This is a genomic window from Geodermatophilus sp. URMC 61 (assembly GCF_052931555.1).
This window is the reverse complement of the sequence record NZ_JBRFHZ010000002.1, coordinates 861,520-885,138: the sequence shown is the minus strand read 5'-3', so window position 1 is coordinate 885,138 and position 23,619 is coordinate 861,520. Positions and strand designations below refer to the sequence as shown.

At 76.4% G+C, this 23,619-nt stretch carries 19 protein-coding genes; 6 read left to right on the top strand and 13 right to left on the bottom strand.

Translation table 11 applies throughout. From position 1 onward, the window contains the following. Nucleotides 1-7: 7 nt before the first annotated feature. The 9 genes from murG to mraZ all read right to left on the bottom strand — a co-directional run bounded on the left by murG (nucleotide 8) and on the right by mraZ (nucleotide 11,736). The gene (gene murG / locus ACU610_RS04160) at nucleotides 8-1,114 is read right to left on the bottom strand and encodes an undecaprenyldiphospho-muramoylpentapeptide beta-N-acetylglucosaminyltransferase (protein WP_446766454.1); all 1,107 of its coding nucleotides are present in this window, start codon (nucleotides 1,112-1,114) and stop codon (nucleotides 8-10) included. 76 nt (nucleotides 1,115-1,190) lie between these two features. Next, nucleotides 1,191-2,729: a putative lipid II flippase FtsW gene (gene ftsW, locus ACU610_RS04155; RefSeq protein WP_446766453.1), complete on the bottom strand. Its 1,539-nt coding sequence runs from the start codon at nucleotides 2,727-2,729 to the stop codon at nucleotides 1,191-1,193. 175 nt (nucleotides 2,730-2,904) lie between these two features. After that, on the bottom strand, nucleotides 2,905-3,984 hold the full coding sequence (gene mraY / locus ACU610_RS04150) for a phospho-N-acetylmuramoyl-pentapeptide-transferase (RefSeq protein ID WP_446766452.1): 1,080 nt from the start codon (nucleotides 3,982-3,984) through the stop codon (nucleotides 2,905-2,907). Further along, complete coding sequence (locus ACU610_RS04145; protein ID WP_446766451.1) at nucleotides 3,981-5,375, bottom strand: UDP-N-acetylmuramoyl-tripeptide--D-alanyl-D-alanine ligase; 1,395 nt, start codon at nucleotides 5,373-5,375, stop codon at nucleotides 3,981-3,983. The genes mraY and ACU610_RS04145 overlap by 4 nt, the downstream gene beginning before the upstream one ends. Nucleotides 5,376-5,448: 73 nt before the next feature. Continuing rightward, on the bottom strand, nucleotides 5,449-7,017 hold the full coding sequence (locus ACU610_RS04140; RefSeq protein ID WP_446766450.1) for a UDP-N-acetylmuramoyl-L-alanyl-D-glutamate--2,6-diaminopimelate ligase: 1,569 nt from the start codon (nucleotides 7,015-7,017) through the stop codon (nucleotides 5,449-5,451). 180 nt (nucleotides 7,018-7,197) lie between these two features. Next, nucleotides 7,198-9,030 carry a peptidoglycan D,D-transpeptidase FtsI family protein gene (locus ACU610_RS04135; RefSeq protein WP_446766449.1) on the bottom strand — a complete coding sequence of 611 codons (1,833 nt, stop codon included), beginning with the start codon at nucleotides 9,028-9,030 and terminating at the stop codon, nucleotides 7,198-7,200. Between the two features lie 2 nt (nucleotides 9,031-9,032). Beyond that, nucleotides 9,033-9,515, bottom strand: coding sequence for a hypothetical protein (locus ACU610_RS04130; protein WP_446766448.1), 483 nt, complete (start codon nucleotides 9,513-9,515; stop codon nucleotides 9,033-9,035). A 355-nt stretch (nucleotides 9,516-9,870) separates the two neighbouring features. Continuing rightward, nucleotides 9,871-10,863, bottom strand: a complete 993-nt coding sequence (gene rsmH, locus ACU610_RS04125; RefSeq protein ID WP_446766447.1) for a 16S rRNA (cytosine(1402)-N(4))-methyltransferase RsmH — start codon at nucleotides 10,861-10,863, stop codon at nucleotides 9,871-9,873. A gap of 438 nt (nucleotides 10,864-11,301) precedes the next feature. Further along, entirely contained in the window at nucleotides 11,302-11,736 is a 435-nt protein-coding gene (gene mraZ, locus ACU610_RS04120; RefSeq protein ID WP_446766446.1) for a division/cell wall cluster transcriptional repressor MraZ, read from the bottom strand. A 554-nt stretch (nucleotides 11,737-12,290) separates the two neighbouring features. On the opposite strand from mraZ, the gene ACU610_RS04115 reads away from it, so the two are divergent. Genes ACU610_RS04115 through ACU610_RS04105 form a run of 3 tightly spaced genes read left to right on the top strand, consistent with a single transcriptional unit; the run spans nucleotide 12,291 to nucleotide 17,018 of the window. After that, on the top strand, nucleotides 12,291-13,271 hold the full coding sequence (locus tag ACU610_RS04115) for an AAA family ATPase (RefSeq protein ID WP_446766445.1): 981 nt from the start codon (nucleotides 12,291-12,293) through the stop codon (nucleotides 13,269-13,271). A gap of 1 nt (nucleotide 13,272) precedes the next feature. After that, nucleotides 13,273-14,631, top strand: a complete 1,359-nt coding sequence (locus tag ACU610_RS04110; protein WP_446766444.1) for a DUF58 domain-containing protein — start codon at nucleotides 13,273-13,275, stop codon at nucleotides 14,629-14,631. After that, entirely contained in the window at nucleotides 14,628-17,018 is a 2,391-nt protein-coding gene (locus tag ACU610_RS04105; protein ID WP_446766443.1) for a transglutaminase-like domain-containing protein, read from the top strand. Before ACU610_RS04110 ends, ACU610_RS04105 begins: the two co-directional genes overlap by 4 nt. A gap of 93 nt (nucleotides 17,019-17,111) precedes the next feature. Here ACU610_RS04105 and ACU610_RS04100 read toward each other — a convergent pair whose 3' ends face one another. From ACU610_RS04100 to dinB, 3 genes are all read right to left on the bottom strand, one after another. After that, the gene (locus ACU610_RS04100; RefSeq protein WP_446766442.1) at nucleotides 17,112-17,450 is read right to left on the bottom strand and encodes a hypothetical protein; all 339 of its coding nucleotides are present in this window, start codon (nucleotides 17,448-17,450) and stop codon (nucleotides 17,112-17,114) included. Between the two features lie 83 nt (nucleotides 17,451-17,533). Further along, nucleotides 17,534-17,944 (bottom strand): DUF3040 domain-containing protein, encoded by a 411-nt coding sequence (locus ACU610_RS04095; protein WP_446766441.1) that lies wholly within the window; start codon nucleotides 17,942-17,944, stop codon nucleotides 17,534-17,536. A 232-nt stretch (nucleotides 17,945-18,176) separates the two neighbouring features. Next, entirely contained in the window at nucleotides 18,177-19,346 is a 1,170-nt protein-coding gene (gene dinB / locus ACU610_RS04090; RefSeq protein ID WP_446766440.1) for a DNA polymerase IV, read from the bottom strand. Between the two features lie 276 nt (nucleotides 19,347-19,622). Here dinB and ACU610_RS04085 point away from each other — a divergent pair, with 276 nt between their 5' ends. The 3 genes from ACU610_RS04085 to ACU610_RS04075 all read left to right on the top strand — a co-directional run bounded on the left by ACU610_RS04085 (nucleotide 19,623) and on the right by ACU610_RS04075 (nucleotide 22,267). Continuing rightward, on the top strand, nucleotides 19,623-19,922 hold the full coding sequence (locus ACU610_RS04085; RefSeq protein ID WP_446766439.1) for a hypothetical protein: 300 nt from the start codon (nucleotides 19,623-19,625) through the stop codon (nucleotides 19,920-19,922). A 308-nt stretch (nucleotides 19,923-20,230) separates the two neighbouring features. Further along, nucleotides 20,231-21,229 (top strand): cupin domain-containing protein, encoded by a 999-nt coding sequence (locus tag ACU610_RS04080; RefSeq protein WP_446766438.1) that lies wholly within the window; start codon nucleotides 20,231-20,233, stop codon nucleotides 21,227-21,229. A 96-nt stretch (nucleotides 21,230-21,325) separates the two neighbouring features. Continuing rightward, a complete protein-coding gene (locus tag ACU610_RS04075) occupies nucleotides 21,326-22,267 on the top strand; it encodes a sucrase ferredoxin (protein ID WP_446766437.1) in 942 nt (313 codons plus the stop codon). A gap of 11 nt (nucleotides 22,268-22,278) precedes the next feature. Here ACU610_RS04075 and ACU610_RS04070 read toward each other — a convergent pair whose 3' ends face one another. Then, a complete protein-coding gene (locus ACU610_RS04070) occupies nucleotides 22,279-23,544 on the bottom strand; it encodes a serine hydrolase domain-containing protein (protein ID WP_446766436.1) in 1,266 nt (421 codons plus the stop codon). Nucleotides 23,545-23,619 lie beyond the last annotated feature (75 nt).

The following is a 23,619-nucleotide window of genomic DNA, read 5'->3' as shown; positions in this document are numbered from 1 at the left end:
AGCTCGCTCACTTGGCAGCCACCTCCAGCACGATGTCGGCCAGGCGCTCGTCGGCGTCCCGGGCACCGGCGGCCGCGGCGTGCTCGGCGTAGCGCACCAGTGTGACCGGGTCGGTGACCATCGGGACGACGTGCTCCTCGATCCAGGACGGCGACAGGTCGGCGTCGTCCACCAGCAGTGCTCCCCCAGCCTCGACGACGGGCAGGGCGTTGAGCCGCTGCTCCCCGTTGCCGATCGGCAGCGGCACGAACACCGCCGGCAGCCCGACCGCGGACAGCTCGGCCACGGTCACCGCCCCGGACCGGCACAGGGCCAGGTCGGCGGCGGCGTAGGCCAGGTCCATGCGCTCGAGGTAGTCGACGACGACGTAGGGGGCGTGCCCGGGCGCGCGCGGAGGCACCGTCACGTCGGTGTTCCTGGGCCCCCGGGCGTGCAGCACCTGGACCCCGGCGGCGGTGAGCGCGTCCGCGGCGCCGACGGCGGCCCGGTTGAGCGAGGCCGCGCCCTGCGACCCGCCGAAGACCAGCAGCGTGGGCCGGTCGGGGTCCAGGCCGAAGGCGACACGGGCCTCCGCGCGGCGGGCCGAGCGGTCCAGCGTGCTGATCGCCGTCCGCAGCGGCATGCCGACGTGCTCGGCACCGCGCAGCGGCGTCCCGGGCGCGGTGACCGCGACCCGCGTGGCGACCCGCGCGCCGATCCGGTTGGCCAGGCCCGGGAGCGCGTTCTGCTCGTGCACGACGACCGGCACCCGCTCCCTCCGGGCGGCCAGGTAGGCCGGCAGCGCCACGTAGCCACCGAAGCCCACGACGACGTCGGCGGACAGCTCGCGCAGCAGCGCCCGCGTCTCGGACACCGAGCGGACCACCCGGCCCGGCACCCGCAGCAGGTCGACGGTGGGCTTGCGCGGCAGCGGCACCGGCGGGATCAGCCGCAGGTCGTAGCCGCGGGCGGGGACCAGCCGGGTCTCCATGCCCCGGGCGGTGCCCAGACAGGTGATCCGAAGGCCGCCCTCCACCGCGCCGCGGCGCAGCAGCGCGTCGGCGAGGGCCAGCATCGGCTCGATGTGGCCGCCGGTGCCACCCCCGGCGAGGACGACGCTCAGGCGGGCGCTCACGATGCCTCCTGGTTCGCTCCGCGGTCGCTCCGCTCCTCGCCCTCAGAGTTCGCTGCGATGTTCCCTCCCGGTCCGCTCACCGCGGCCGCCGGGGCGACTCGGGGGCGGTGGTGCGGGCCCGGGGCGGCGGTTGCCGGCGGGCCTCGGGCACCCGGCCGCGGGCCTCCGCCGTCCGCCGCTCGCGGGCTGGCACCCGCTCGCGCGGGGCGCGCTCCCCCGGCGGGACCGGGACGACGCGGGCGACGGTGCGTGCGCCGGGGGCGGCGGTGCGGCGGGTGGGACGCTCGGACGCGCGGCCGGGGCGCTGGTCGGGCCGCTCGGGACGGCGGGCGCGGCGCGGGCGCACCGTGTCGACGGCCTGCTCGGGCACCGGCAGCAGCCAGCGGGACAGCCGCCCGCGCTCGGCCCGGCGCAGGTGCTCGATCGCCTCGGGTTCGGAGCGGGCGAAGCGGATGAGCAGGCCCACGATGAACAGGGTGAGCACCAGCGAGGTGCCGCCGGCGGAGACCAGCGGCAGCGTCAGGCCGGTGACCGGCAGCAGGCCCACCACGTAGCCCATGTTCAACGCCGCCTGGCCGACCAACCAGACGGTGATCGCCACGCAGGCCAGTTGCACGAAGCGGTCGGCCGTGCGCCGGGCGATCCGGAAGCCGGCCCAGGCCAGCACGCCGTAGAGGGTGACCACGACCAGGCAGCCGAGGAAGCCGAGCTCCTCGCCGATGATCGCGAAGATGTAGTCGGACTCGGCCTCGGGCAGCAGGTTCCACTTCATCGCGCTGTTGCCCAGCCCCACGCCCCACAGCCCGCCGGTGGCCAGCGCGTAGAAACCGCGGATGGCCTGGAAGCCGGAGTCCGACGGGTCGGCGAACGGGTCGAGGAACGAGGTGATCCGCTCCATCCGGTAGGGCGCGACGGCGACCATGAGCACCACCGCCCCGACACCGACGGCGGTGAACGCGGCGAACCAGCGGCGCGGCAGTCCACCGGCCCAGAGCAGGCCGACGAGCACCAGGCCGAGGCTGACGACGCCGCCGAAGTCCGGCTCGAGGATGAGCAGGAGCGACAGGACGGCGAACACCGGCAGCAGCGGGACCAGCAGCGTCCGGACGGTGAGGAAGCGGTCGCGCACCGCCAGGATGTGCGCGCCCCACAGCGCGAACACCAGCTTGGCCAGCTCGGAGGGTTGGAAGTTGGTGAAGCCCAGGTCGATCCAGGCCCGGGAGCCGTTGAGCTGCATGCCGATGCCGGGCACGAGGACCGCGACCAGCAGCAGGGCGGAAACGAGCAGCGCGATCGGCGCCCAGCGGCGCACCAGCCCGACCGGGAGCCGCACCGCCACCAGCAGCGCGCCCAGGCCGATGACGGCGAAGACGACCTGGTCGACGCCGGGCCGCCAGGCGGGCTGGTCGTCGAGCGCGGCCTCGATCGCCGAGGCGGAGAAGACCATGACCAGGCCGATGGCCAGGAGCATGCCGGCCGCGCCGGCGACCAGCTGGAAGCTGGTCATGGGGCCGTCGAGCCAGGGCGGTGGCGCGAACCGGCGGACCGGCGTCCTGCGCCCGGTCGCCCCGGTCCGGCGCCGCCCGGGAGCGGTCGGGACGCCGGTGGTCTCCATCGGGCCATCGTCGCCGGTGGGGCCGGTTCCCCGGCGCACCGTGCTGGCGTGTCGCGGTGGTGAGGTGCTGCAACGGCCACCCCCAGCAGGAGGACCCCCTGCCCCCCGACACTCGCGAGCTCGCGCCGGGACCCTGCAGGGGGCCGATGCGGCGTGGGGGCAGGGTGGGCCTTCCTCACAGGCCCGCGAAGGTCAGCCAGTCGGCGTAGAACAGGCCCAGCCCGAAGGCGACCGACATCCCGGTCACCAGCCAGAAGCGGACGATCACCGTGTTCTCGGTCCAGCCGGCCAGCTCGAAGTGGTGGTGCAGCGGGGCCATCCGGAACACCCGGCGGCGGGTCGCGCGGAAGAAGGCCACCTGGATGACCACCGAGAGCGTCACCGCGACGAACAGCCCGCCGAGCACGACGAGCAGCAGCTCGGTGCGGGTCACCACGGCCAGGCCCGCCAGCAGCCCGCCCAGCGCGAGCGAGCCGGTGTCCCCCATGAAGATCCGCGCCGGGCTGGTGTTCCACCACAGGAAGCCCAGGCACGCACCGAGCCCGGCGGCCGCGACCAGCGTGACGTCGAGCGGGTCGCGGACGGTGTAGCAGCCGGCGATCGACTCGCTGGTGCAGTCGTGGGTGAACTGCCAGAACGAGATGACCGTGTAGGCGCCACAGACCATGGCCGAGCAGCCGGCGGCGAGCCCGTCGAGGCCGTCGGTGAGGTTCACCGCGTTGGAGAACCCGGCGATGAACAGGTAGGCCAGGATCACGAAACCCACCGACCCGAGGAACAGCGGGTCGATGTCACGGACGTAGGAGACGAACTCCGAGGCCGGGGTGATGCCGGCCTCGTCCGGGAAGTTCAGCGCCAGGACGGCGAAGGCCACGCCGACCACCAGCTGACCGACGAGCTTGGCTGTCTTGTTCAGCCCGAGGCTGCGCCGGAAGCGGATCTTCAGGTAGTCGTCGAGGAAGCCGACGGTGCCCAGCCCCACCATGAGGAAGAGCACCAGCAGGCCGCTGGCGGTCACCCCGCGACCGGGTTGGTCGAGCAGGAACAGGTGCGCGATCAGGTAGCCGCCGACCGTGGCCCCGACGATGACGGTGCCGCCCATGGTCGGCGTGCCCTTCTTCGCCAGGTGGCTCTCGGGTCCGTCGTCGCGGATCTCCTGGCCGAAGCCCTTGCGGCGGAACAGGTGCACGGCGACCGGTGTGGCCAGGATGGAGATCGCCAGACCGAACGCGGCGGCGATGAGGATGGACCTCACGCGCCTGCCCCTGCGGCGAGCAGGTCGGCCGCGAGCACCTCGAGCCCGTAGGACCGGCTGGCTTTCACCAGCACGACGTCACCGGGCACCAGCACCTCCGTCAGCAGTTCCCGGGCGGCTGCCCGGTCGGGCACGCGCACCGCACCCTGGTCCTCGCGTGCACCTGCGGCGAGCGCCCCGTCGGCTATCCCTACCGCATCCGGCCCGACGGCCACGACGACGTCCACCCCGGCGGCCACGGCGTCCCGGCCCAGCCGCTCGTGCTCCTCGGCGGCGCCCGGCCCCAGCTCGGCCATCGCCCCCAGCACGGCCACCCGCCGCCGCGCGGGCAGCCCGGCCAGCGCGGCCAGGGCGGCGCGCATCGACTCGGGGTTGGCGTTGTAGGCGTCGTTGACCACGGTCACGCCGTCGTCCCGGCGGGTGACCTCCATCCGCCAGCGGCTGCGCGGCACGGCGGCCGACAGCGCGGCGGCGACGTCCTCCGGGGTCATCCCGGCGGCCAGCGCCGCGCCGGCGGCCGACAGGGCGTTGGCGACCTGGTGGGCGCCGACGACCTGCAGCCGCACCGGCGCGCGGGCACCACCCGTGACCAGCGTGAAGCCGGCGCGGCCGGCCTCGTCGAGGACGACGTCCTCCGCGCGGACGTCGGCGTCCAGCGACCGGCCGGTGGTGACCACGCGGGCCCGGGTGCGCGGCGCCATGCCGATCACCCGCGGGTCGTCGGCGTTGAGGACGGCGGTGCCCTCTGCCGGCAGCGCCTCGACCAGCTCGCCCTTCGCGACGGCGATCCCGTCGGCCGAGCCGAACTCGCCCAGGTGGGCCGAGCCGACGTTGAGGACGACGCCGACGTCGGGGCGGGCCACCCGGCACAGGCGGGCGATGTGGCCACGCCCGCGGGAGCCCATCTCGAGCACGAGGAATCGGGTGTCCTCGTCGGCGTCGAGCACGGTGAGCGGCAGACCGATGTCGTTGTTGTACGAGCCGGGCGGGCTGACCGTGGCGCCCGCGGTGGCCAGGACCTGGCCGAGGAGGTCCTTGGTGCTGGTCTTGCCCGAGGAGCCGGTGATGCCGATCGTGGCCAGCCCACCCCCGGCGGCCAGCCGGGCGTGCACCGCGGCGGCCAGCCGGCCCAGCGCGGTGACCGTCTCGTCGACGACCACGCAGGGCAGCGCGTCGTCGGGCCGGGTGGTCAGCGCGGCGACGGCGCCGGCGGCCGCGGCGGCACCGACGAAGTGGTGCCCGTCCACCCGCTCCCCCGGCACGGCGACGAACAGGTCGCCGGGCACCACGGCCCGGGAGTCGACGGTGACCTTCCCGGTCACGGTGCCGTCGCCGCGGGTCAGCCGGCCGCCCACCGCCTCGGCCACCTCGGACAGGGTCAGGGGGATCACGCGGTCTCCTCGCTGGCGCTCGACGACCCCGTGCCCCGGGCTGCCGTGTCCTCGCACGCCCTCGCGAGCTCGGTCATGGTCTGGGCTCCACTCCGGCCGGCACGTACCGCGCCAGGGCCTCACGCAGGACGGCGCGGTCGTCGAACGGGTGCAGGGTGCCGGCCACCTCCTGGCCGGTCTCGTGGCCCTTGCCGGCCACGAGGACGGCGTCGCCGGGCCGGGCGCGGGCGACGGCGGCGGTGATGGCGGCGCGGCGGTCGCCGATCTCCAGCACGTCGCCGCGCCGGTCGGGGGGGACGCCGGCCAGCATCGCCGCGCGGATGGCGGCGGGGTCCTCGGAGCGGGGGTTGTCGTCGGTGACGACCAGCACGTCGCTGCCACGGGCCGCGGCCGCCCCCATCTCCGCCCGCTTCCCCGGGTCGCGGTCGCCGCCGCAGCCGAGCACGGTGAGCACCCGCCCCGGGGTCGCGGCGCGCAGCGCGGTCAGCGCCGTCGCGACGGCGTCGGGGGTGTGCGCGTAGTCGACGACGGCGACGAACGGCTGACCGGCGTCCACCGGCTCCATCCGGCCGGGCACCACCGTCTCGGCCAGCCCGGTCAGCGCCGTCTCCACCGGGACACCGACCGCGTCCAGCAACGCCACCGCCAGCACGGCGTTGGCCACGTTGAACCGGCCGGGCAGCCGCACCCGGGCCGGCCAGGAGCGCCCGTCCGGCCCGGTCAGCGTGAACGCCGTCCCGCCGGCGGGGGCAGGGACGAGATCGGTCGCCGTCCAGTCGGCGTCGGCACCCTCGATGGAGACGGTGACCGCGCGGCCGCCGAGCATGCCGGCCAGCCGCCGCCCGTGCACGTCGTCGACGTCGACCACCTCGACGGCGGCGCGACCGTCGAAGAGGCGGGCCTTGGCCTGGAAGTAGTCCTCGAGGTCGGCGTGGAAGTCCAGGTGGTCGCGGCCGAGGTTGGTGAACCCGGCCGCGGCGAACGGGATGCCACCGACCCGGCCGAGCACCAGCGCGTGGCTGGAGACCTCCATGACCACCGTCTGCACGCCGGAGTCGGCCATCCGGGCCAGCAGCGCGTGCAGGGCGGGGGCCTCCGGCGTCGTCCGCACGCTGGGCATGGTGGTGACCGTCGGCGTCCCGTCGGCGGCCCGGCCCCGGGTGCGGGTCTCCACGGTGCCGACCAGGCCGGTACCGCGGCCGGCGGCCACGAGGCCCGCCTCGACCAGGTAGCTCGTCGTGGTCTTGCCGTTGGTGCCGGTGATCCCGATGACCTGCAGTCGCCGGGCCGGTTCCCCGTAGACACGCGCCGCGACCGCGCCGAGCAGCCCGCGGGGGTCGTCGACGACGCACACCGGCAGGCCGGTGGCGACGGCCTCGTCGCAGCCGGTGGGGTCGGTGAGGACGGCGACCGCACCGCGCGCCGCGGCGTCGGCGGCGTACCGCGCCCCGTGGGTGCGGGCGCCGGGCAGGGCGGCGTAGAGGTCCCCGGGGTCGACCTCCGCCGACGCCAGCGTCACGCCGCTGACCGCGGTGCCGGGGTCGCCCTGGACGGGGGCGCCGAGCAGGTCGGCGAGGTCGGCGAGGGTCACGGGGTCGGTTCCCGTCGACCGGGACGTCGTCCCCCTCCCGCTCTCGCTCACGGGACTCCAATCTACCGGCGGGTCGGTTGCGGCCCGCCGCCCACACGCGGAGGGCCCGCTCGCCGCCTCGACGGCGGCCCCGTCCCGAACCCGGCGCAGGCCCCGTCCAGAGGCTCGCCGGGAGCCCGTGAGCGGTGAGGAGGACGGGTCCTTCCAGGAGCGGTGGGGGCAGAGGGGTCCTCAGTCCTCCGGGCCGGTCAGCACGAAGTCGGGGCGGGGCGTCCCCGACGGCACGATGCCGTCGGCGGTCAGCGCCTGACGCATGACGTCGGCGAAGACCGGGGCGGCCACCTGCCCGCCCTCGGCGTCGCTGGTGGGCCGCTCGAGGTCGACGGCGACGACGTACTGCGGGTCGTCGGCCGGGGCGAACCCGACGAACGTCGTCACGTAACCGCCGCCCGCGTAGCACCCGCACTCGGGGTTGGCCCGCTGCGCGGTGCCGGTCTTGCCGGCCACCCGGAAGCCCTCGACCTGCGCCAGCGGGGCGGTGCCGCCCGGCCCGACGACGGCCTCGAGCATGGAGGCGACGCCGTCCGCGGTGGCCTCGCTGAGCACCCGGGTGCTCTCCGGCGCCGGGGTCGGCTCACCGCCCACCGCGGAGACGATGCGCGGCGGGATGCGCACCCCGCCGTTCGCGATCGCCTGGTAGACCGAGGCCATCTGCAGCGTGGTCACCGACACGCCCTGCCCGATCGGCACGTTGGCCGAGCGGCTCTCGGTCCAGTCCGCGGAGTCCTGGAGGATGCCGGCGCTCTCACCGGGCAGCTCGATGCCGGTGGTGCTGCCCAGGCCGAAGGCCCGCAGGTACTCCTCGAGTTTCTCGTCGCCCACCTCGCGGGCCAGCATGATCGTGCCGACGTTGCTGGACTTGGCGAGGATCCCGGTGACGGTCCAGTCGATCGGCGGGTGGTCGTGGGCGTCCCGCACCACGCGGTCGCCCGCCTGGATGTGGCCGTTGACGCTCAGCACGGTGTCCGGCGTCGCCCTGCCCTCCTCGAGGGCCGCGGCGAGGGTGACCGCCTTGAGCACCGAGCCGGGCTCGAAGACGCTGGAGACGATCGGGTTGCCCAGCAGCTCCGGATCGGTCCGGGCGTAGTTGCCGGGGTCGTACCCCGGGCAGGAGCCCATCGCGGCGACCTGACCAGTGTGCACGTCGAGGACGACCGCCGAGGCGCGGGTGGTGGCGCCGTCCTGGCAGGCCTCCTGCAACCGCTGCTCGGTGACGAACTGCAGGTCGGCGTCGAGGGTCAGCTCGACGGTCCGGCCGTCGACGGCGGGCGTGGACTGGTCGATGCCCGACGGGATCGGGTGCCCGCCGCTGCCGACCTCGACCCGCCGCTCCCCCGGCGTGCCGGCCAGCTCCTCGTCGAGGGTCTGCTCGACGCCGGCCAGCCCCTCGCCGTCGCGGCCGATGAAGCCGACGACCTGCCCGGCGACCGACCCGGCGGGGTAGTGCCGCACCGGGTCGTCCTCGGAGAAGATCCCGGCCAGCCCGAGCTCGTCGATGGCATCGACGGTCTCCGGCGGCACCTGCGAGGCCAGGACGACGTAGCGGCCGTCCCCGGAGAGCAGGTCGGTGAGCTCGGAGACCGGGACGTCGAGCAGCGTGGTCAGCGCCAGGGCGGTGCGCGCCGGGTCGGCGACCAGGGTCGGGTCGGCGGTGACGCGGAACGCCTCGGCGGTGTAGGCCAGCGGGTTCCCGTCGCGGTCGACGACCGAGCCGCGCAGGGGGGCGATGTCCTGGACCCGGATGCGGTCCTGGGTGGCGGCGAGGGCGTACTGGCCGCTGTCGACCCCCTGCAGCAGCCAGAGCTTGCCGGTGATGACCAGCAGCGGGACGACGACGAGGACGAAGCCGACGCTGTAGCGACGACGGCTGGCCTGCAGCGCGCCGGGCACCCGACGGCTGCCGGGAGCGCGGCGCGAGGTGAACGCGCCGGCCGTGCCGCTCCGCAGCGGGGCACGGTCAGCCGGACGCCGGCGGGGAGCGGACGAGCGGGGTGGGGTCGCCACGGTCAGTCCCCGGCCGCGGCCACGGGCGGGGCGGGCAGCCTCGGCACCTCGCTGGGCTCGGGCTCCTCGGCCGGGACCGCCTCGCCGCGCAGGGTGACCGTGCCGTCCTCCCCGACGACCAGGTAGGCCGCCGGGCCGGCGGGCACCATGCCGGCCCGCCGGGCCTCACGCGCCAGCTCGGCGGGCGTGCCGCCGGCGATCACCTGCTGCTCCAGGCGCTGCACCTCCTGGGCGCGGTCCTCGTTGACGGCCGCGAGCTGGGTGGCCTTGAGCGAGTTGACCGCGATGGCGGTGTTGAGGAACAGCAGCCCCAGCGCGGTGGCCACCAGCAGCGTGACGACCAGCAGCACGAAGGGCGCACGGTGGGCACCGACCGCGCTGCGCAGCCGGGACGCCGGCGAGCCTGGGGCGGCGGTCCGGGCCGCCGGGCCGGGAGCCTGGGTCGGGCGGGCCGCGGTGCGGCTGCGCAGCGAGCCGGTGCGCACGGGGGCCGTGTGGGCGCGGGCGGGCGCCGGGGTGGCGGTCCGCGGAGCGCGCGACGCGGCACCTGGCCGCCCGGCGCTCGCAGGCCGCTCCGCGGTCGCCGGCCGTCCGGGCGCACCGCCCATCGCTCGCGCGGGCGGCCCCGTTCGGAGGCTCGCCGCGAGCGGGCGAGCGGCGAGGGGGACGGGGTCCTTCCTCAGCGGGGGCGGGGTCCGGCGGCCGGGGCGGTCCTCGGACGGGTTCCCCGCCGCGCGGGCGGTGGCACTCATGCGGCCTCCTCACCGTCGCTGGTCGGCCGCGTGCGCGGCCCGTGCGTCGTCCCTCTCGTCCGGTGCGGCGTCCGTGCCGCCGCGGCGCTCACGCGGCCCGCCGGATGCGCTCGGCGGCCCGGACCCGGGCCGAGGCGGCCCGCGGGTTGACCGCGACCTCCGCCTCCGAGGGCGCCTCGCCGCCGCGGGTCAGCAGCCGCAGCGTCGGCCCCATCTCCGGGAGGGGCACCGGCAGGCCGGGCGGCGTGCGGTCCACCGCACCGGCGGCGAGGGTCTGCTTGACGATGCGGTCCTCGAGGGAGTGGAAGGTGATGACGGCGATGCGGCCGCCGAGGGCGAGCGCGTCGAGCGCGGCCGGCAGCGCCCGCTCGAGCACGCCGAGCTCGTCGTTCACCTCGATGCGCAGCGCCTGGAAGGTCCGCTTGGCCGGGTGGCCGCCGGTGCGGCGGGTGGCGGCGGGGATCGAGTCGCGCACCAGGTGCGCCAGCCGCTCGGTGTGCGTGAACGGCGCGCGCTCGCGCTCGCGGGCGATGGCCTGGGCGATGCGGGTGGCGAAGCGCTCCTCGCCGTAGACGCGCAGCACCCGCGCGAGGTCGGCGACGGGATAGGTGTTGACGACGTCGGCGGCGGTGCGCGGCGCCGACGGGTCCATGCGCATGTCCAACGGGGCGTCGGCGGCGTAGCTGAAGCCGCGAGCGGGGCGGTCGAGCTGCAGCGAGGAGACGCCGAGGTCGAACAGGACCGCCTGGACCTCGGTCAGGCCGAGCCGGTCGAGCACCTCCGGTAGCTCGTCGAAGACCGCGGGGACGACGGAGGCCCGGTCGCCGACGCCGGCGTCGGTGAGCCGGCGGGTGGCCTCGGCGCGGGCGTCGGGGTCGCGGTCGAGGCCGACCAGCCGCAGCCCCGGGTGGGCTCGCAGCAGGGCCAGCGAGTGCCCGGCCAGGCCGAGGGTGGCGTCGACGAGGACGGCCCCGTCGGCGGTGCAGGCGGGGGCGAGCAGCTCGGTGACCCGGTCGAGCAGCACGGGCACGTGCACCGTGGACGTGCCCCGCCCTCCTGGCGCCGGCTCGGTGCTGCTCATCGTCGGCGGCTCCTGAACGGGATCGGGCGTCCTCGGGGGCGTGGGGGCCCGTCCATGGTGGGGCTGGGCGGCGGTCGGCGGGTGGAGCGCGGCGGCGTTTCGCCGGGGCTGGGGAGCGCTGACGGGGCGGATGGGGCGCGGGAGGCACCGTGTGACCGCTCGGCCGTCCCGTGGGTACCGGCCCGCGGCACGCGCCCGGCCCGCCCCCCGCGGGGTTCCGCCTGGCGTCGGGGAAGTACGTCAGGTGGAGCCCCGCGGGGACGGGCGGGCCCGCGCCGGTGGGGAGCCGGCGGCGCGCCCCTGGGCGGTGCGTCTCCTCCGGCGCCGTGGGGGTCCGAGCCGCGGGGAAGGTGGCTCGGGCCGGTCCGGTCGAGCCGCGGGGAAGTCGGCTCGGTCGGGGGGTGGGGCCCGGAGGGGTCGGAGGAGCGGGACGGAGGGTCAGGAGAGGGTGGGCATCCCCTCGCTCTCCATGTCGGCGTAGGTGGCCTCCTGCTCGGCCACGTAGGCGTCCCAGGTGGCGGCGTCCCAGATCTCGAAACGGGTGTCGACGCCGACGACGACCACGTCGCGATCGAGGCCGGCGTACTCGCGCAGGTTGGCCGGGATGGTGATGCGGCCGGTCTTGTCCGGCTCCACCTCGACCATGGACCCGAAGCTCATGCGCGCGCGCATGCGGGCGGCCGCGGTGTCGGAGGGCGCCATCGCGGCGGCCGCGGCGCTCTGCTCGGCGACCCGGGCCATGGTGAGCCCGTAGATGCAGCGTTCCTGGCCCTTCTTGATCACCATGCCGCCGGCCACCTGCTCGCGGAAGCGGACCGGGAGTGCGAGCCGGCCCTTCTCGTCGAGACGCAACGGGTAGCTGCCGACGAACACCGGATCACCTCCCCCATCGGTCCTCCTCGCACTCCGGGGCGCCCCCGGGACGGGCCGTACCTCCCCACCGGGCCACACAGTAACCCACTACGCCCCACCGAACACCACTCGACACCATGTCGTGACCGGACCTCTCCACCGCCACTCCCGCAGGTCAGCGGCCCGGACGCGGGTCTCCGCCGCGAGGTGGGGCGCGGTGGGGTGCCCTCCCACTCCGCCCCACCGGCGGAGCCCGCCGGTGGGGCCCGTCGCGGGACCCGTGGGCGAGCCGGTGGGGAGCCGAGGCAGGGCCAGCGGTGCGTGCGCGACGCCACGCCCGGGAGGCGTGCAGGCACGTAACGTTGATGACGTGACCGAGCTCGCGAGGTCACCCGGGCCGGGCACCGTCGGACACGGGTCCGGGAACCGCGCTCGCGAGGTCACCCGTGGACACAGCACCGTCGGACACTCGGCCGACGAGCGCCAGCGGGAGGCCCGGTGACCGAGCTCGCGAGGTCACCCATGAGAACAGCACCGTCGGACACGCGGCCGACGAGCGCCAGCGAGGAGGCTGCGTGACCGAGGTGACCCCGACGACCGCGGGGACAGCGACCCCGGTCGACGTCGCGGCGGAGGGCGCGCGCATCGCGGCGAACATGGCGCGTGTCGTCCACGGCAAGCCCGACGTCGTCCACCTGGCACTGGTCGTGCTGCTGGCCGAGGGGCACCTGCTGGTCGAGGACGTGCCCGGCGTCGGCAAGACCACGCTGGCCAAGGCGCTCGCCGCCTCGGTCGACGCCAGCGTGCGCCGCATCCAGTTCACGCCCGACCTGCTGCCCAGCGACGTCACCGGGGTGTCGGTCTACGACCAGGAGACCCGCGAGTTCGAGTTCAAGCCGGGCGCGGTGTTCGCCAACATCGTGGTGGCCGACGAGATCAACCGGGCCTCCCCCAAGACCCAGTCGGCGCTGCTGGAGTGCATGGCCGAGCGGCAGGTCACGGTGGACGGCATCAGCTACGAGCTGGCCCGCCCGTTCCTCGTCATGGCCACCCAGAACCCGATCGAGATGGAGGGCACCTATCCCCTCCCCGAGGCCCAGCGCGACCGGTTCACCGCGCGGGTCTCCATGGGCTACCCCGACCGCGAGGCCGAGCTGGCGATGCTCGACGACCTGGTGACCACCGACCCGCTGACCACGCTGACCCCGGCCACCGACGCCGCGGGGGTGCGCGCGCTGGTGGCCGCCGTCGGCCGGCTGCACGTCTCCGAGGCGGTGCGCCGCTACGTGGTGGCGCTGGTCGAGGCCACCCGCCGCTCGGCGGACCTGCGACTGGGCGCCTCGCCGCGCGCGGGCCTGCAGCTGCTGCGCACCGCCCGCGCCACCGCGGCGCTGGCCGGCCGTGACCACGTGCTGCCCGACGACGTGCAGAGCGTCGCGGTGCCGGTGCTGGCGCACCGCCTGCTGCTCACCCCTGACGCCGCCGCCTCGCGGCGCACCGCCGAGCAGGTGGTGGGCGACCTGCTGAGGACCGTGCCCGTCCCCCGCGGACGCTGAGGTGGCCGGCTCGGTCGCCACCGCGCTGGCGAGCCTCACCCTGCGCGGGCGCTGCCTGGTCGCCGCCGGGCTCACCCTGCTGCTGCTCGGCGTGCTGCTGGGTGAGCAGCCGCTGGTGCAGGTGGCGGTCTTCGTGCTCGCGCTGCCGCTGCTGTCGGCCGGAGCCGTCGCCCGGCACCGCTTCCGGGTCGCCTCCCGCCGCACCGTCACCCCCGTCCGGCTGCCCCGCGGGGGGGACGCCGAGGTGCAGCTGGAGCTCAGCAACGCCAGCCGCGGCACCGGCGGGCTGTGGCTGCTCGCCGAGACGCTGCCCCGGGAGCTCGGGCCGAGCCCGCAGTTCGTCGTGGACCGGCTGCCCGGCGGCCGCTCCACGACGCTGCACTACCGCGTGCACGGCGGACGACGCGGCCGCTACCGGCTCGGACCGCTGAAGCTGCGGCTCGTGGACCCCTTCGGCCTGGTGCTGCGCAGCGTCGTGGGGGCCGACACCGCCGCGCTCGTCGTGGTGCCGCGCGTGGTGCCGCTCGGCCCCGGCGGCCCGGGCGGCGGGCACGGCGCGGGCGGCTCGGGCGCGCGCCGCTCACTCGCCGTCCACGGTGAGGACGACGTGAGCACCCGGCCCTACCGGCAGGGCGACGACCTGCGGAAGGTGCACTGGCGGGCGACCGCGCGCACCGGAGAGCTGATGGTGCGGCTGGAGGAACGGCCGTGGCGCGCGCAGGCGACCCTGCTGCTCGACACCCGGGCCCGCGCCCACCTGGTCTCCCGTCCCCTGCCCGCCGACCGCCGGGCGGTCCCTCCCGGCCCGGACACGCCTCCGCCCGACAGCTTCGAGTGGCTGGTCGAGGCGGCGGCCAGCATCGGCACCGAGCTGCTCGCGCGCGGCGCCAGGCTGCGGGTGGTCACCGAGGGCGCCGAGCTGGCCGGCGCCGACTCCGGCGGGGGGCTGAGCGGCGAGGAGCTGCTGGACCGGCTCGCCGGGGTGGCGCCGTCCCGGCTGGCCGGCCTGGGCCCCGGCCTGGCGCTGCTGACCCGTGCGGCCGGTGAGGGCCCGGTCGTCGCGCTGCTCGGGGCGCTCGGCCCGGACGAGGCCGCCGAGCTGGTGCGGGTGCGCTCGGGCCCGGCCACCGACCTCGCCGTCCTCACCGACATCGGCAGCTGGGCCGAGGTCGAGGGTGCCCGCCGCCGCCGGCCGGTCGGCGCGGCGGCGCGGGCGGAGCTGACCCGCCAGCAGGAGGCGGCGGCGGACCTCCTGCGCGCCGGCGGCTGGCAGGTGGCCGTCGCGGGGGCCGGCGACACGGTGGCCGACGTGTGGGCCCAGGTGGCCAGGCCCGGCGTCCTGCAGGCCGGCGTCCGATGACCAGCGACACCGCCCGCGACCTGCTGCGCGACGCCGGGACGACGGTGGCCGCCGCGGTCGCCACCGCTCTGGGCACCCTCGCGCTGGTGCCGGTCTTCACCGCCGGCGACTGGCGGCCGCCCGTGCTCGCGGCGGTCGTCGCGGTCGCCGCGGGCGGCCTGTTGCTGCGCGTGGCCGGCGCCGCGCTGGCCGACCGGCTGACCTCCGACGGCGCGGTCCCCCGCTGGTGGACCGCACTGGTCGCCCTCGCCGTCCCGTTCGGCCAGCTGGTCGTGCTGGCCTGCGTGCTGACCGCGCTGTTCGCCCCGGACCGGGCGTGGGGCGGGTGGTGGCCGACCGGCGGCAGCCTCGGCGACCTCGGCACGGTGATGGCCGAGGGCACGGTGGAGATGGCCGAGCAGGCCACGCCCGCGCTGCCGCTGACCGGGCTGGTCGCGCTGACCACGCTGCTGGCCGGCCTGGTCGCCGTCGCCGTGGACGTGGTGGCCGTCGGCGCGCGGCAGCCCGCGCTGGCCGGGCTGGGGCTGCTGGTCCTGTTCTGCGTGCCGGTCAGCACGGTGACCGGCACGATCGGCGTGCTGCCGGTGGCCGCGCCGGCCGCCGGGCTGGCGCTGCTGCTCTTCGCCGACCAGCACCGGCGGCTGGGCCGGCGCTCGCCGGAGGGACGGCGTCCGCTGCTGGGGGCCGGCACGCTGACCGCCGTCCGGACCGGGGCTGCGGCCGTGGTGCTCGGCCTGGTGGTCGGCGCCGTCGTCCCGACGCTGACCGAAGGCGGCTTCTCCGGCGGCTTCGGCCGCGGCGGCGGCAGCTCGACGGGGACCGCCCTCGACCCGGCCGCCGCCCTGCAGGGCCAGCTCACCCGCGACGAGCCGATCGACCTGCTGCGGCTCAACGCCTCCGTGCCCGACCCCGGGTACCTGCGGGTCGTCGCGCTGGAGGTCTACGACGCCGCGGAGGGCTGGTCGATCGGCAACCTCGACGGCGAGACGGACGTCGCCGACGACGCCGAGCTGGCCACCCTCCCCGGGCGGCGCGGGGGCCGGCCGGTCGACGCGCTGGTCACCGCCCTGGGCCACGAGGACCGCTTCCTCCCGGTGCTGTACGTGCCCCAGTCGGTCGACGTGGCCGAGCCCGACCACTGGCGCTTCGACCCGGGCACCGGCACGGTGTTCGGCCGCGACGTGTCGACCGCCGAGCAGACCTGGTCGGTCGCGGCGATCGAGCCGCGGCCCACCGCCGAGGAGCTCGCCGCGGCCGACCCGCTGCCGCCGGAGCTGCCCATGGTGCAGCGCTACACCGCCCTGCCCGACCTCGACCCCAGCGTCGACGAGCTGGTCGCCACCCTGACCGCCGGCGCGGAGACCCCCTACGAGCGTGTGCAGGCGGTCTACGGGCACTTCACCGACCCGGCCAACGGCTACGAGTACTCGCTGTCCACCACGCCGGGGACCAGCGGCGACGACCTGGCCGACTTCCTGCGGCTGCGGCAGGGCTACTGCGAGCAGTACGCCGGGGCGATGGCGGCACTGGTCCGGGCGGCCGGCGTCCCGGCGCGGGTGGTGCTCGGCTACACACCCGGGACGGTGCAGCCCGACGGCAGCCGGCTGATCACCAGCGACGACGCGCACGCCTGGGTCGAGGTCTACTTCGACGACCTGGGCTGGATCCCCTACGACCCCACCCCGATCGACCTCGACCGCGCCGTCGAGCTCCCGTGGGCGCCACGGCCGCAGGACCTCGAGGTCGACCCGCGCACCGACCCGACCACCGCGCCCCTGCCCGCCCCGACGGTCCCGACGCCGCAGAACCAGCCGGCGCCCCAGGACGTGCCGGTGCCGCAGGCCGCGCCGCAGCAGGCCGACTCGTGGGTGCCGACGGCGCTGCGCACCGTGGGCCTCGTCCTCGCCGTCCTGGCGCTGGCGGCAGTGCCCGCGGGGCTGCGGGTGCTGCAGCGCCGCCGCCGGCTGGCCACCGGTAGTCCGGCGGCGCTGTGGGACGAGCTCGCCGCCACCGCGCTGGACCTCGGCCGGACCACCGATCCGGCCCGGACACCGCGACAGGTGGCCGAAGCCCTGACCGAGGCGGCCGAGCCCGGCGGCGGCGCACACCGGCCGGGCCGGCGCGCGGTCGCGGGGTCCGGGGTGGCGGCGGCGGTCACCCGGCTGGCCCGGGCCGAGGAGGCGGCCAGCTACGCCCGCCCCGGCAGCGTCCCGGCCGTCGGTCCGGAGCTGCGCGCTGACCTGGCCACCGCCCGCCGCGGGCTGCTGGCCGCGGCGCCGCGGGGTGCCCGGCTGCGCGCGCTGCTCTGGCCGCCGTCCCTGCTGACGGGGTTGCGCGCCGCCCTGCCCCGGCTCCGGTGGGGCGGCTGGACGGCGCTGCGCGACTGAAGGAGGACCCCCTCGCCCCCGCCACTCCCAGGCTGGCGGCCCCGTCCCGCGTCCCACCCTGAGCGTGCGAAGGGTGGGGAGGACGGGGTCCTTCTACTGCAGGCGCAGCAGCCGCTCGGTCAGCTCGGTCAGCGGCACGGTGAGGGTGAACCGGCCGCCCTCGGACTGCAGTCCCGCCTCGCGGACGCCGGCGGCCACCCACTCGGGGATCGCCTCGAGCAGCGTCTCGACGTCGAGGAACACCGGACCCTCACCGGGCTCGGCGTCGGACAGCGACTCCTCCTCGGCCCGGTCCGCCGCGGTCCACAGCGGGACGACGTCGTGCCCGTCGCCGTCGGTCCACGGGGCCACGCCGTCCTCGTCGCCCCAGGCCCACAGACCGCCGCCGGCGGCGAGGCCCTCCCAGACGGCGGTCGTGTCGGAATCGGTCACGGTGCCTCCTGCGGGGAGTCGGGCCACGAACGACGACAGCCGCCGTCCGGGAGGGACGGCGGCTGTCGTACGGGAGCTGCGGGCTACTGGTCGTAGCGGCGGCGGAAGCGCTCCTCGAGCCGGTTCTTCAGCGGCTGCCGGCGGACCTTGCCGCCGCGACCGCGACCACCCCGGCCGGGAGCCGCGCCGCCGGCCGGGGCGCCGGGGCCGACCTCGACGGCGCCGGTGGCCGAGCGGTAGTTCAGGACGGTGAGGGCGAGCCCACCGAAGGCGACCAGGAAGCCGAGGGCACCCAGCGGCACCGACGGGATCACCGCGCCGCCGATGAGCGCGGCCATGCCCACCACGAACAGCAGGACGCCCAGCTGCAGCTTGCGACGTGCCTTGCCGCGGCGGTCACCGGAGCGGACCGACGAGGCGAACTTGGGATCGTCATCGACGAGGGCGCGCTCGATCTGCTCCAGCAGTCGCTGCTCGTGCTCGGAGAGCGGCACGTCGACCTCCACGTGGGCCAAAGCCAAGACCCGACGGCGGTGCCCGCCGTCGGTGACACCGAGGATACGAGCCCTCCGCGGGGTGCGAAAGGCGGGCCGCGCCGGGCTCGTCGTGATCACACCGGCGGGTGGCCCACGGTGTCGGCGGGGACACGAACGGGGTCCGGTCGGAGTTCCCACCACCCGGTCGGGTGCGACCTCGTCGGGCGTGTCCCACCACGACGGGGCCGGCTCAGCGGGTGCGCTGGCCGTCGCGGTGCAGCAGCGTCGCCGGGCGGACCGCGCCGGCGCCGAACCGCCGGGCGGCGCGGTCGGCGGCCAGCTCGGCCTCCCGGCGGCCGCGCTCCCGGGCGCCCAGCTCGAGCTGGCGCGGCGTCTCCCCGGCCGGCACCAGGCGCTCGGCGCGCACGCCGACCAGCCGGATGCGGGCCCGGTCCAGGCCGAGGGCGTCGAAGAGGGCACGGGCGGTGTCGTAGAGCTCCTGCCCGACGTCGGTGGGGACGTCGAGGGTGCGGCTGCGGGTGATCGTGGCGAAGTCGGCGAAACGGACCTTGATCGTCACCGTGCGGGCCAGCCAGCCGCCCGAGCGCAACCGGCCCGCCGTCCGCTCCGCCAGCCGCAGCAGCTCGCGGTGGATGACCGCCGGGTCGTCGACGTCGGTGCCGAAGGTCTCCTCGTGCCCGGTCGACTTCTCCGGCTCGTCGGGCGTCACCCGGCGCGGGTCGCGGCCCCAGGACAGCTCGTGCAGGTGCGCACCGGCCGCCGGGCCCACCGCCCGCTGCAGCGTGCGCACCGGCACGTGCGCGAGGTCGCCGACGGTGCGCAGCCCCAGCCGCAGCAGCAGCTCCTCGGTCTTGGCGCCCACGCCCCACAGCGCGCCGACCGGCAGCGGGTGCAGGAACTGCATGACCTCCGCCGGCCGGACGACCAGCAGCCCGTCGGGCTTGGCTGCGGTGGAGGCGAGCTTGGCGACGAACTTGGTGCCGGCCACGCCGACCGAGCAGGTGATGCCCTGCTCGTCGAAGACGCGGGCACGCAGGTACTCGCCGATCTCTGCGGCATCGCCCAGCCGCCGCCCGGCGCCGGACACGTCGAGGAAGGCCTCGTCCAGGCTCAGCGGCTCCACCAGCGGGGTGATCGAGCGGAACAGCGCCATGACGGAGCGGGACACCTCGGCGTAGAGCGCCATGTCCCCCGGCAGCACCGTCGCCGTCGGGCACAGCCGCAGCGCGCGGGACGTCGGCATCGCCGCGTGCACCCCGTAGCGGCGCGCCTCGTAGGTCGCCGAGGTGACCACCCCGCGGTTGCCCGCCCCACCGACGATCACCGGCGTCCCGGCCAGCTCCGGCCGGCGGCGCACCTCGACGCTGGCGAAGAACGCGTCCATGTCGACGTGCAGCACGGTGCAGCCCGCAGCACGGGACGACGACCCCGACGACACCCGACCCCTCCCGCAGCTCGAACGCCTGTTCGACTTCCAGGAGGACGCTAACGCCCGCGCGACCCCGGGGGCACCTCGACGCGACGTCGTGACGGAGACGTTGCGGACAGCCCGTCACCGCTGGTCGAGGCGGGCGTGTGAGAGCAGGATGCGCGAGGTACAGCACCCCCGGAGGGTCGCCGGCCGGCGGCCCGGACCCGACGTGATGGGAGACCCATGGCTCTCGACGACGACGACATGACCAGCACCGAAGGTCCCGCGGACGGCGGTGCCTCCGGCACGCCCGGCGTCTCCGACGGCGGCGCGGACGGTGGCGCCGACAGCGGCGCCGGCCACGGCCCGGCCGACGGCGGCGCCGTCGGTGGCGGTTCGGACGGCGGCGCCGATGGAGGTGCGGACGGCGGGGCCGACGGCGGTGCGGACGGTGGCGCCGACAGCGGCGCCGGCCACGGCCCGGCCGACGGCGGCGCCGTCGGTGGCGGTTCGGACGGCGGCGCCGACGGTGGCGCCGACGGCGGCGCGGACGGTTCCGCCTGACCGAGGACCCCACCGCGCAGGGCCGGCCGGCCGACCGGTCGGCCCTGCGTCGGTGCACCGCTGTCGACCCGCGGGTCTTCGCCGAGGAGTACTGGGCCTGCCGGCCGCTGCTGACCCGCGCCGAGGAGACCGGCGGCTCCTTCGACGACCTGCTCGACCTCGCCGCGGTCGACGAGCTGCTGTCCCGCCGCGGGCTGCGCACCCCGTTCCTGCGGATCGCCAAGGACGGCGCGGTCGTCGACGCCAAGCGCTTCACGACCTCCGGCGGCGCCGGCGCGGAGGTCGCCGACCAGGTCTCCTCCGACGCGGTGCTGCGGCTGTTCGCCGACGGCAGCACCGTCGTCCTGCAGGGGCTGCACCGGCTCTGGCCGCCGCTGATCGAGTTCGCCGACCAGCTGGCCGCCGACCTGGGCCACCCGACGCAGGTCAACGCCTACATCACCCCGCCGTCCTCGCGCGGGTTCTCCCCGCACTACGACGTCCACGACGTGTTCGTCCTGCAGGTGGCCGGTGAGAAGCACTGGCGCATCCACGAGCCGGTGCTGACCGACCCGCTGCGCACCCAGCCGTGGAACGACCGGGCCGCCGCGGTGGCCGCCGCGGCCGAGGGCGAGCCGGTGATCGACGCGGTGCTGCGCCCCGGCGACGCCCTCTACCTGCCCCGCGGCTACCTGCACTCGGCGACCGCGCTGGGTGCGATCAGCGCGCACCTGACCGTCGGGATCCACTCGGTGACCCGCTGGGCGGCCGCGGAGAACGCGCTCGACCTGGTCCGCGGGCTCGCCGCCGAGGACCCGGAGCTGCGCCGCTCGCTGCCGCTGGGCGTGGACCTCGCCGACCCGGCCGCGGTGGCCGACGACGTCGCGACGGTCGTGACCGCGCTGAAGGGCTGGCTCGACCGCGTCGACCCCACCGAGGTCGCCGACCGGCTGCGGGCCCGCACCTGGTCGCAGGTCCGCCCGGAGCCGGTGGCGCCGCTGGCCCAGGCGACCGCGGCCGCCGCCCTCTCCCCCGACACCGTGCTGCGGCTGCGCCGGCGACTGCGCTGCCAGCTGCGCGAGGCCGCCGACGGCCGGGTGACGCTGATCGCCGGACGGCGCTCCCTCGAGCTGCCCGCCCAGACCCGGCCGGCCGTCGCCGGGCTGCTGGCCGCCGGCGAGCTGAAGGTCGCCGACCTACCGGGACTCGACGCCGCCGACCAGCTGACCCTGGCCCGCCGGCTGGTGACCGAGTCGATCGTCACCGTGCCCGGTGCGACCGCGGAGGACCATGGGCGGGGTGAGCGCACGCCCGGGAACGGATCGTGAGCCGGCCGGGCCCCGTCGCGTGACCGAGCTCGCGAGGTCACGCACGTGCACAGCACCACCGGTCACGGCCCACCCGAGCGCCGGCGAGGAGGGGACGTGACTGCTCCGGCCGACTTCTGCCGGGTCGCGGCAGCGCCGGGGCTGCCCACGGGACGACTCGACCCGGACCGCTGCTCGGTGCAGGCGCTGGTCCGCGGCGACTCCGGCGTCGCGACCGCCTCTCCGGCGCAGCGCTGGCTGCTCGTCGAGCAGCCGGGTCCGTGGGGCGTCGACGCGCTCACCCAGTCCCGCTTCGACCCGGCCGTGGCACCGCGGCTGGCGCACCGGGCGCGGGTCGAGGGCGTGCGGGTGCTGCTCGTCCGCCGTCCTGGCGACCGGCTCGCCGACTCCCAGCGACGCTGGGCCTACGTCGACGGCCGGCCCGGCGCCGAGGGCGTGTGGTGGTCGGTGCGCGACAGCGACGCCGAGCTGGTCGACGTCCCCTGGGACGGGTCGGTCGGGGCACCGGCCGATCGGCCGCTCTACCTGGTGTGCGCGCACGGCGGGCACGACGCCTGCTGCGCGCTGCGGGGGCGGCCGCTGGCCCGGACGATGCCCAGCGACGACGTCTGGGAGTGCAGCCACCTGGGCGGCTGCCGGTTCGCCAGCAACGTGCTCGTGCTGCCGCACGGCTTCTACTACGGCCAGGTGCCCGGGGACGGCACCGAGCTGGTCGAGGCGCACACCGGGGGCCGGGTCGCGCTGCCCTGGCTGCGCGGTCGCTCCGGCCTGCCCGCGCCGGTGCAGGCGGCCCAGCACACCGCCCGGGCGCAGCTGTCACTGCTCGGGGTCGACGACCTGCTGCCGCGCGACGTGCGCCGGCTGACCCCGGCCGGCGTCGAGGTCGAGCGGTGGGTGGTCACCCTCGCCGGGCCGGACGGCGACGTGGTCACCGAGGTGGAGAGCCGTCCGTCGGAGGAGACGGCGCCGCTCACCTGCCGGGCGGTGCACGCCGCGCACAGCCGCACCTGGCACGTACTGCTGCTCGACGGCGTCTGAGTCCCCGGGCGTCAGGGCACGGCGCCGGCCGGGACGGGCCCGAGAGCGCCGTGCGTCAGCAGCGTGTCGTACACCGACGTCGCCAGGGCCCCGATCCGGTCCTCGTCGGGCCTGCTGTTCAGGCCCACGGCGACGACGAGCCCGGACTCCGGGAAGTAGGCGTGGAGGAACCGGAACCCCATGGTCTCCCCCTCGTAGAACCAGAACGTGCCCAGGTCGTCGGTCATCTGGGCGACCCCCAGGCCGAACCCCCTGGGGTCCTCCGGCGACGTCGCCTCGATGGGCTCCCCCGTCGCCGTCGACACCAGGCTCAGCAGCTCGGCCTGCTGCTGCGGCGGCAGCAGCCAACCCCCGTACAGCACGCGTGCCCACAACGTCATGTCGGCCGTCGTGCTCAGGATGGCGCCGGCGCCCCGCGCCCAGGACAGGCTGTCCCGGCTGACGTCCTCTCCCTCCAGCGGACCCATTCCGGGCTCGGTGGTGCGGGCGTAGTAGCCGGCCGGCATGCGGCCGGCGATCCCCGGGGGGTAGAGGTGGGAGCGGTAGTACGTGTCCGCCAAGCCCAGCGGCACCAGGAGCCGGGCGGACAGCTGGGCCGCGTAGCCGGTGCCGGTCACCCGCTCGACGATCATCTCGGCGAGCACGTAGTTGGTGTTCGAGTAGCTGTACCCGGAGGTGGCCGGGGCGCCGACCACGTAGTCGACCAGCTCCGCCGCGGTGAACTGCCGGAGCGGGTCGGCGGCGTAGTCGGCGTCGAAGGCCGGCTGGTCGTCGTAGGTCGGGATGCCGCTGGTCATGTCGAGCAGGCGCCGGATGGTGACCTCGCCCCACTGCGGGTACTCCGGCAGCCACCGGCTGAGCGGATCGTCGATCGAGAGGCGCCCCTCCGCCTCGAGCTGCAGCAGCAGCACCGAGGTGAACGCCTTGGTGTTGCTGCCGACCTGCCAGAGCGCGTCGGGGCGCACCGGCACCGAGCCGCCGAACTCCGTCGTCCCGGCGCTGACGTCGATGGTCGCCTCCTGCATCGGGAGGCTGACGCTCAGCGCGGCGGCCGAGACGTGCTCGGCCGCACCGCGGGCCTGCAGGTACGCCTCGAGGTCCCCCCGCAGGTCCTCCACGAGCGCGGGGTCCGCGGCCGCGCTCGCCGCCACCGGCGCGGCCGGCACGGGGGCGGCCGGGGCGGCGGCCGCGCCGGGTGCGACCAGGACCAGCGACGCCGCGACGGCCGGCACGCAGGCCAGGGCGCCTCGGGTGGAGAGAGAGCGTCTGGCGGTCATCGTGGGCTCCGCCCTGCCGGGGGTCGGGACGTCGAGCGCCGGGCACTGTCGTCCGCGCCGCCCGGGCCGTCAACG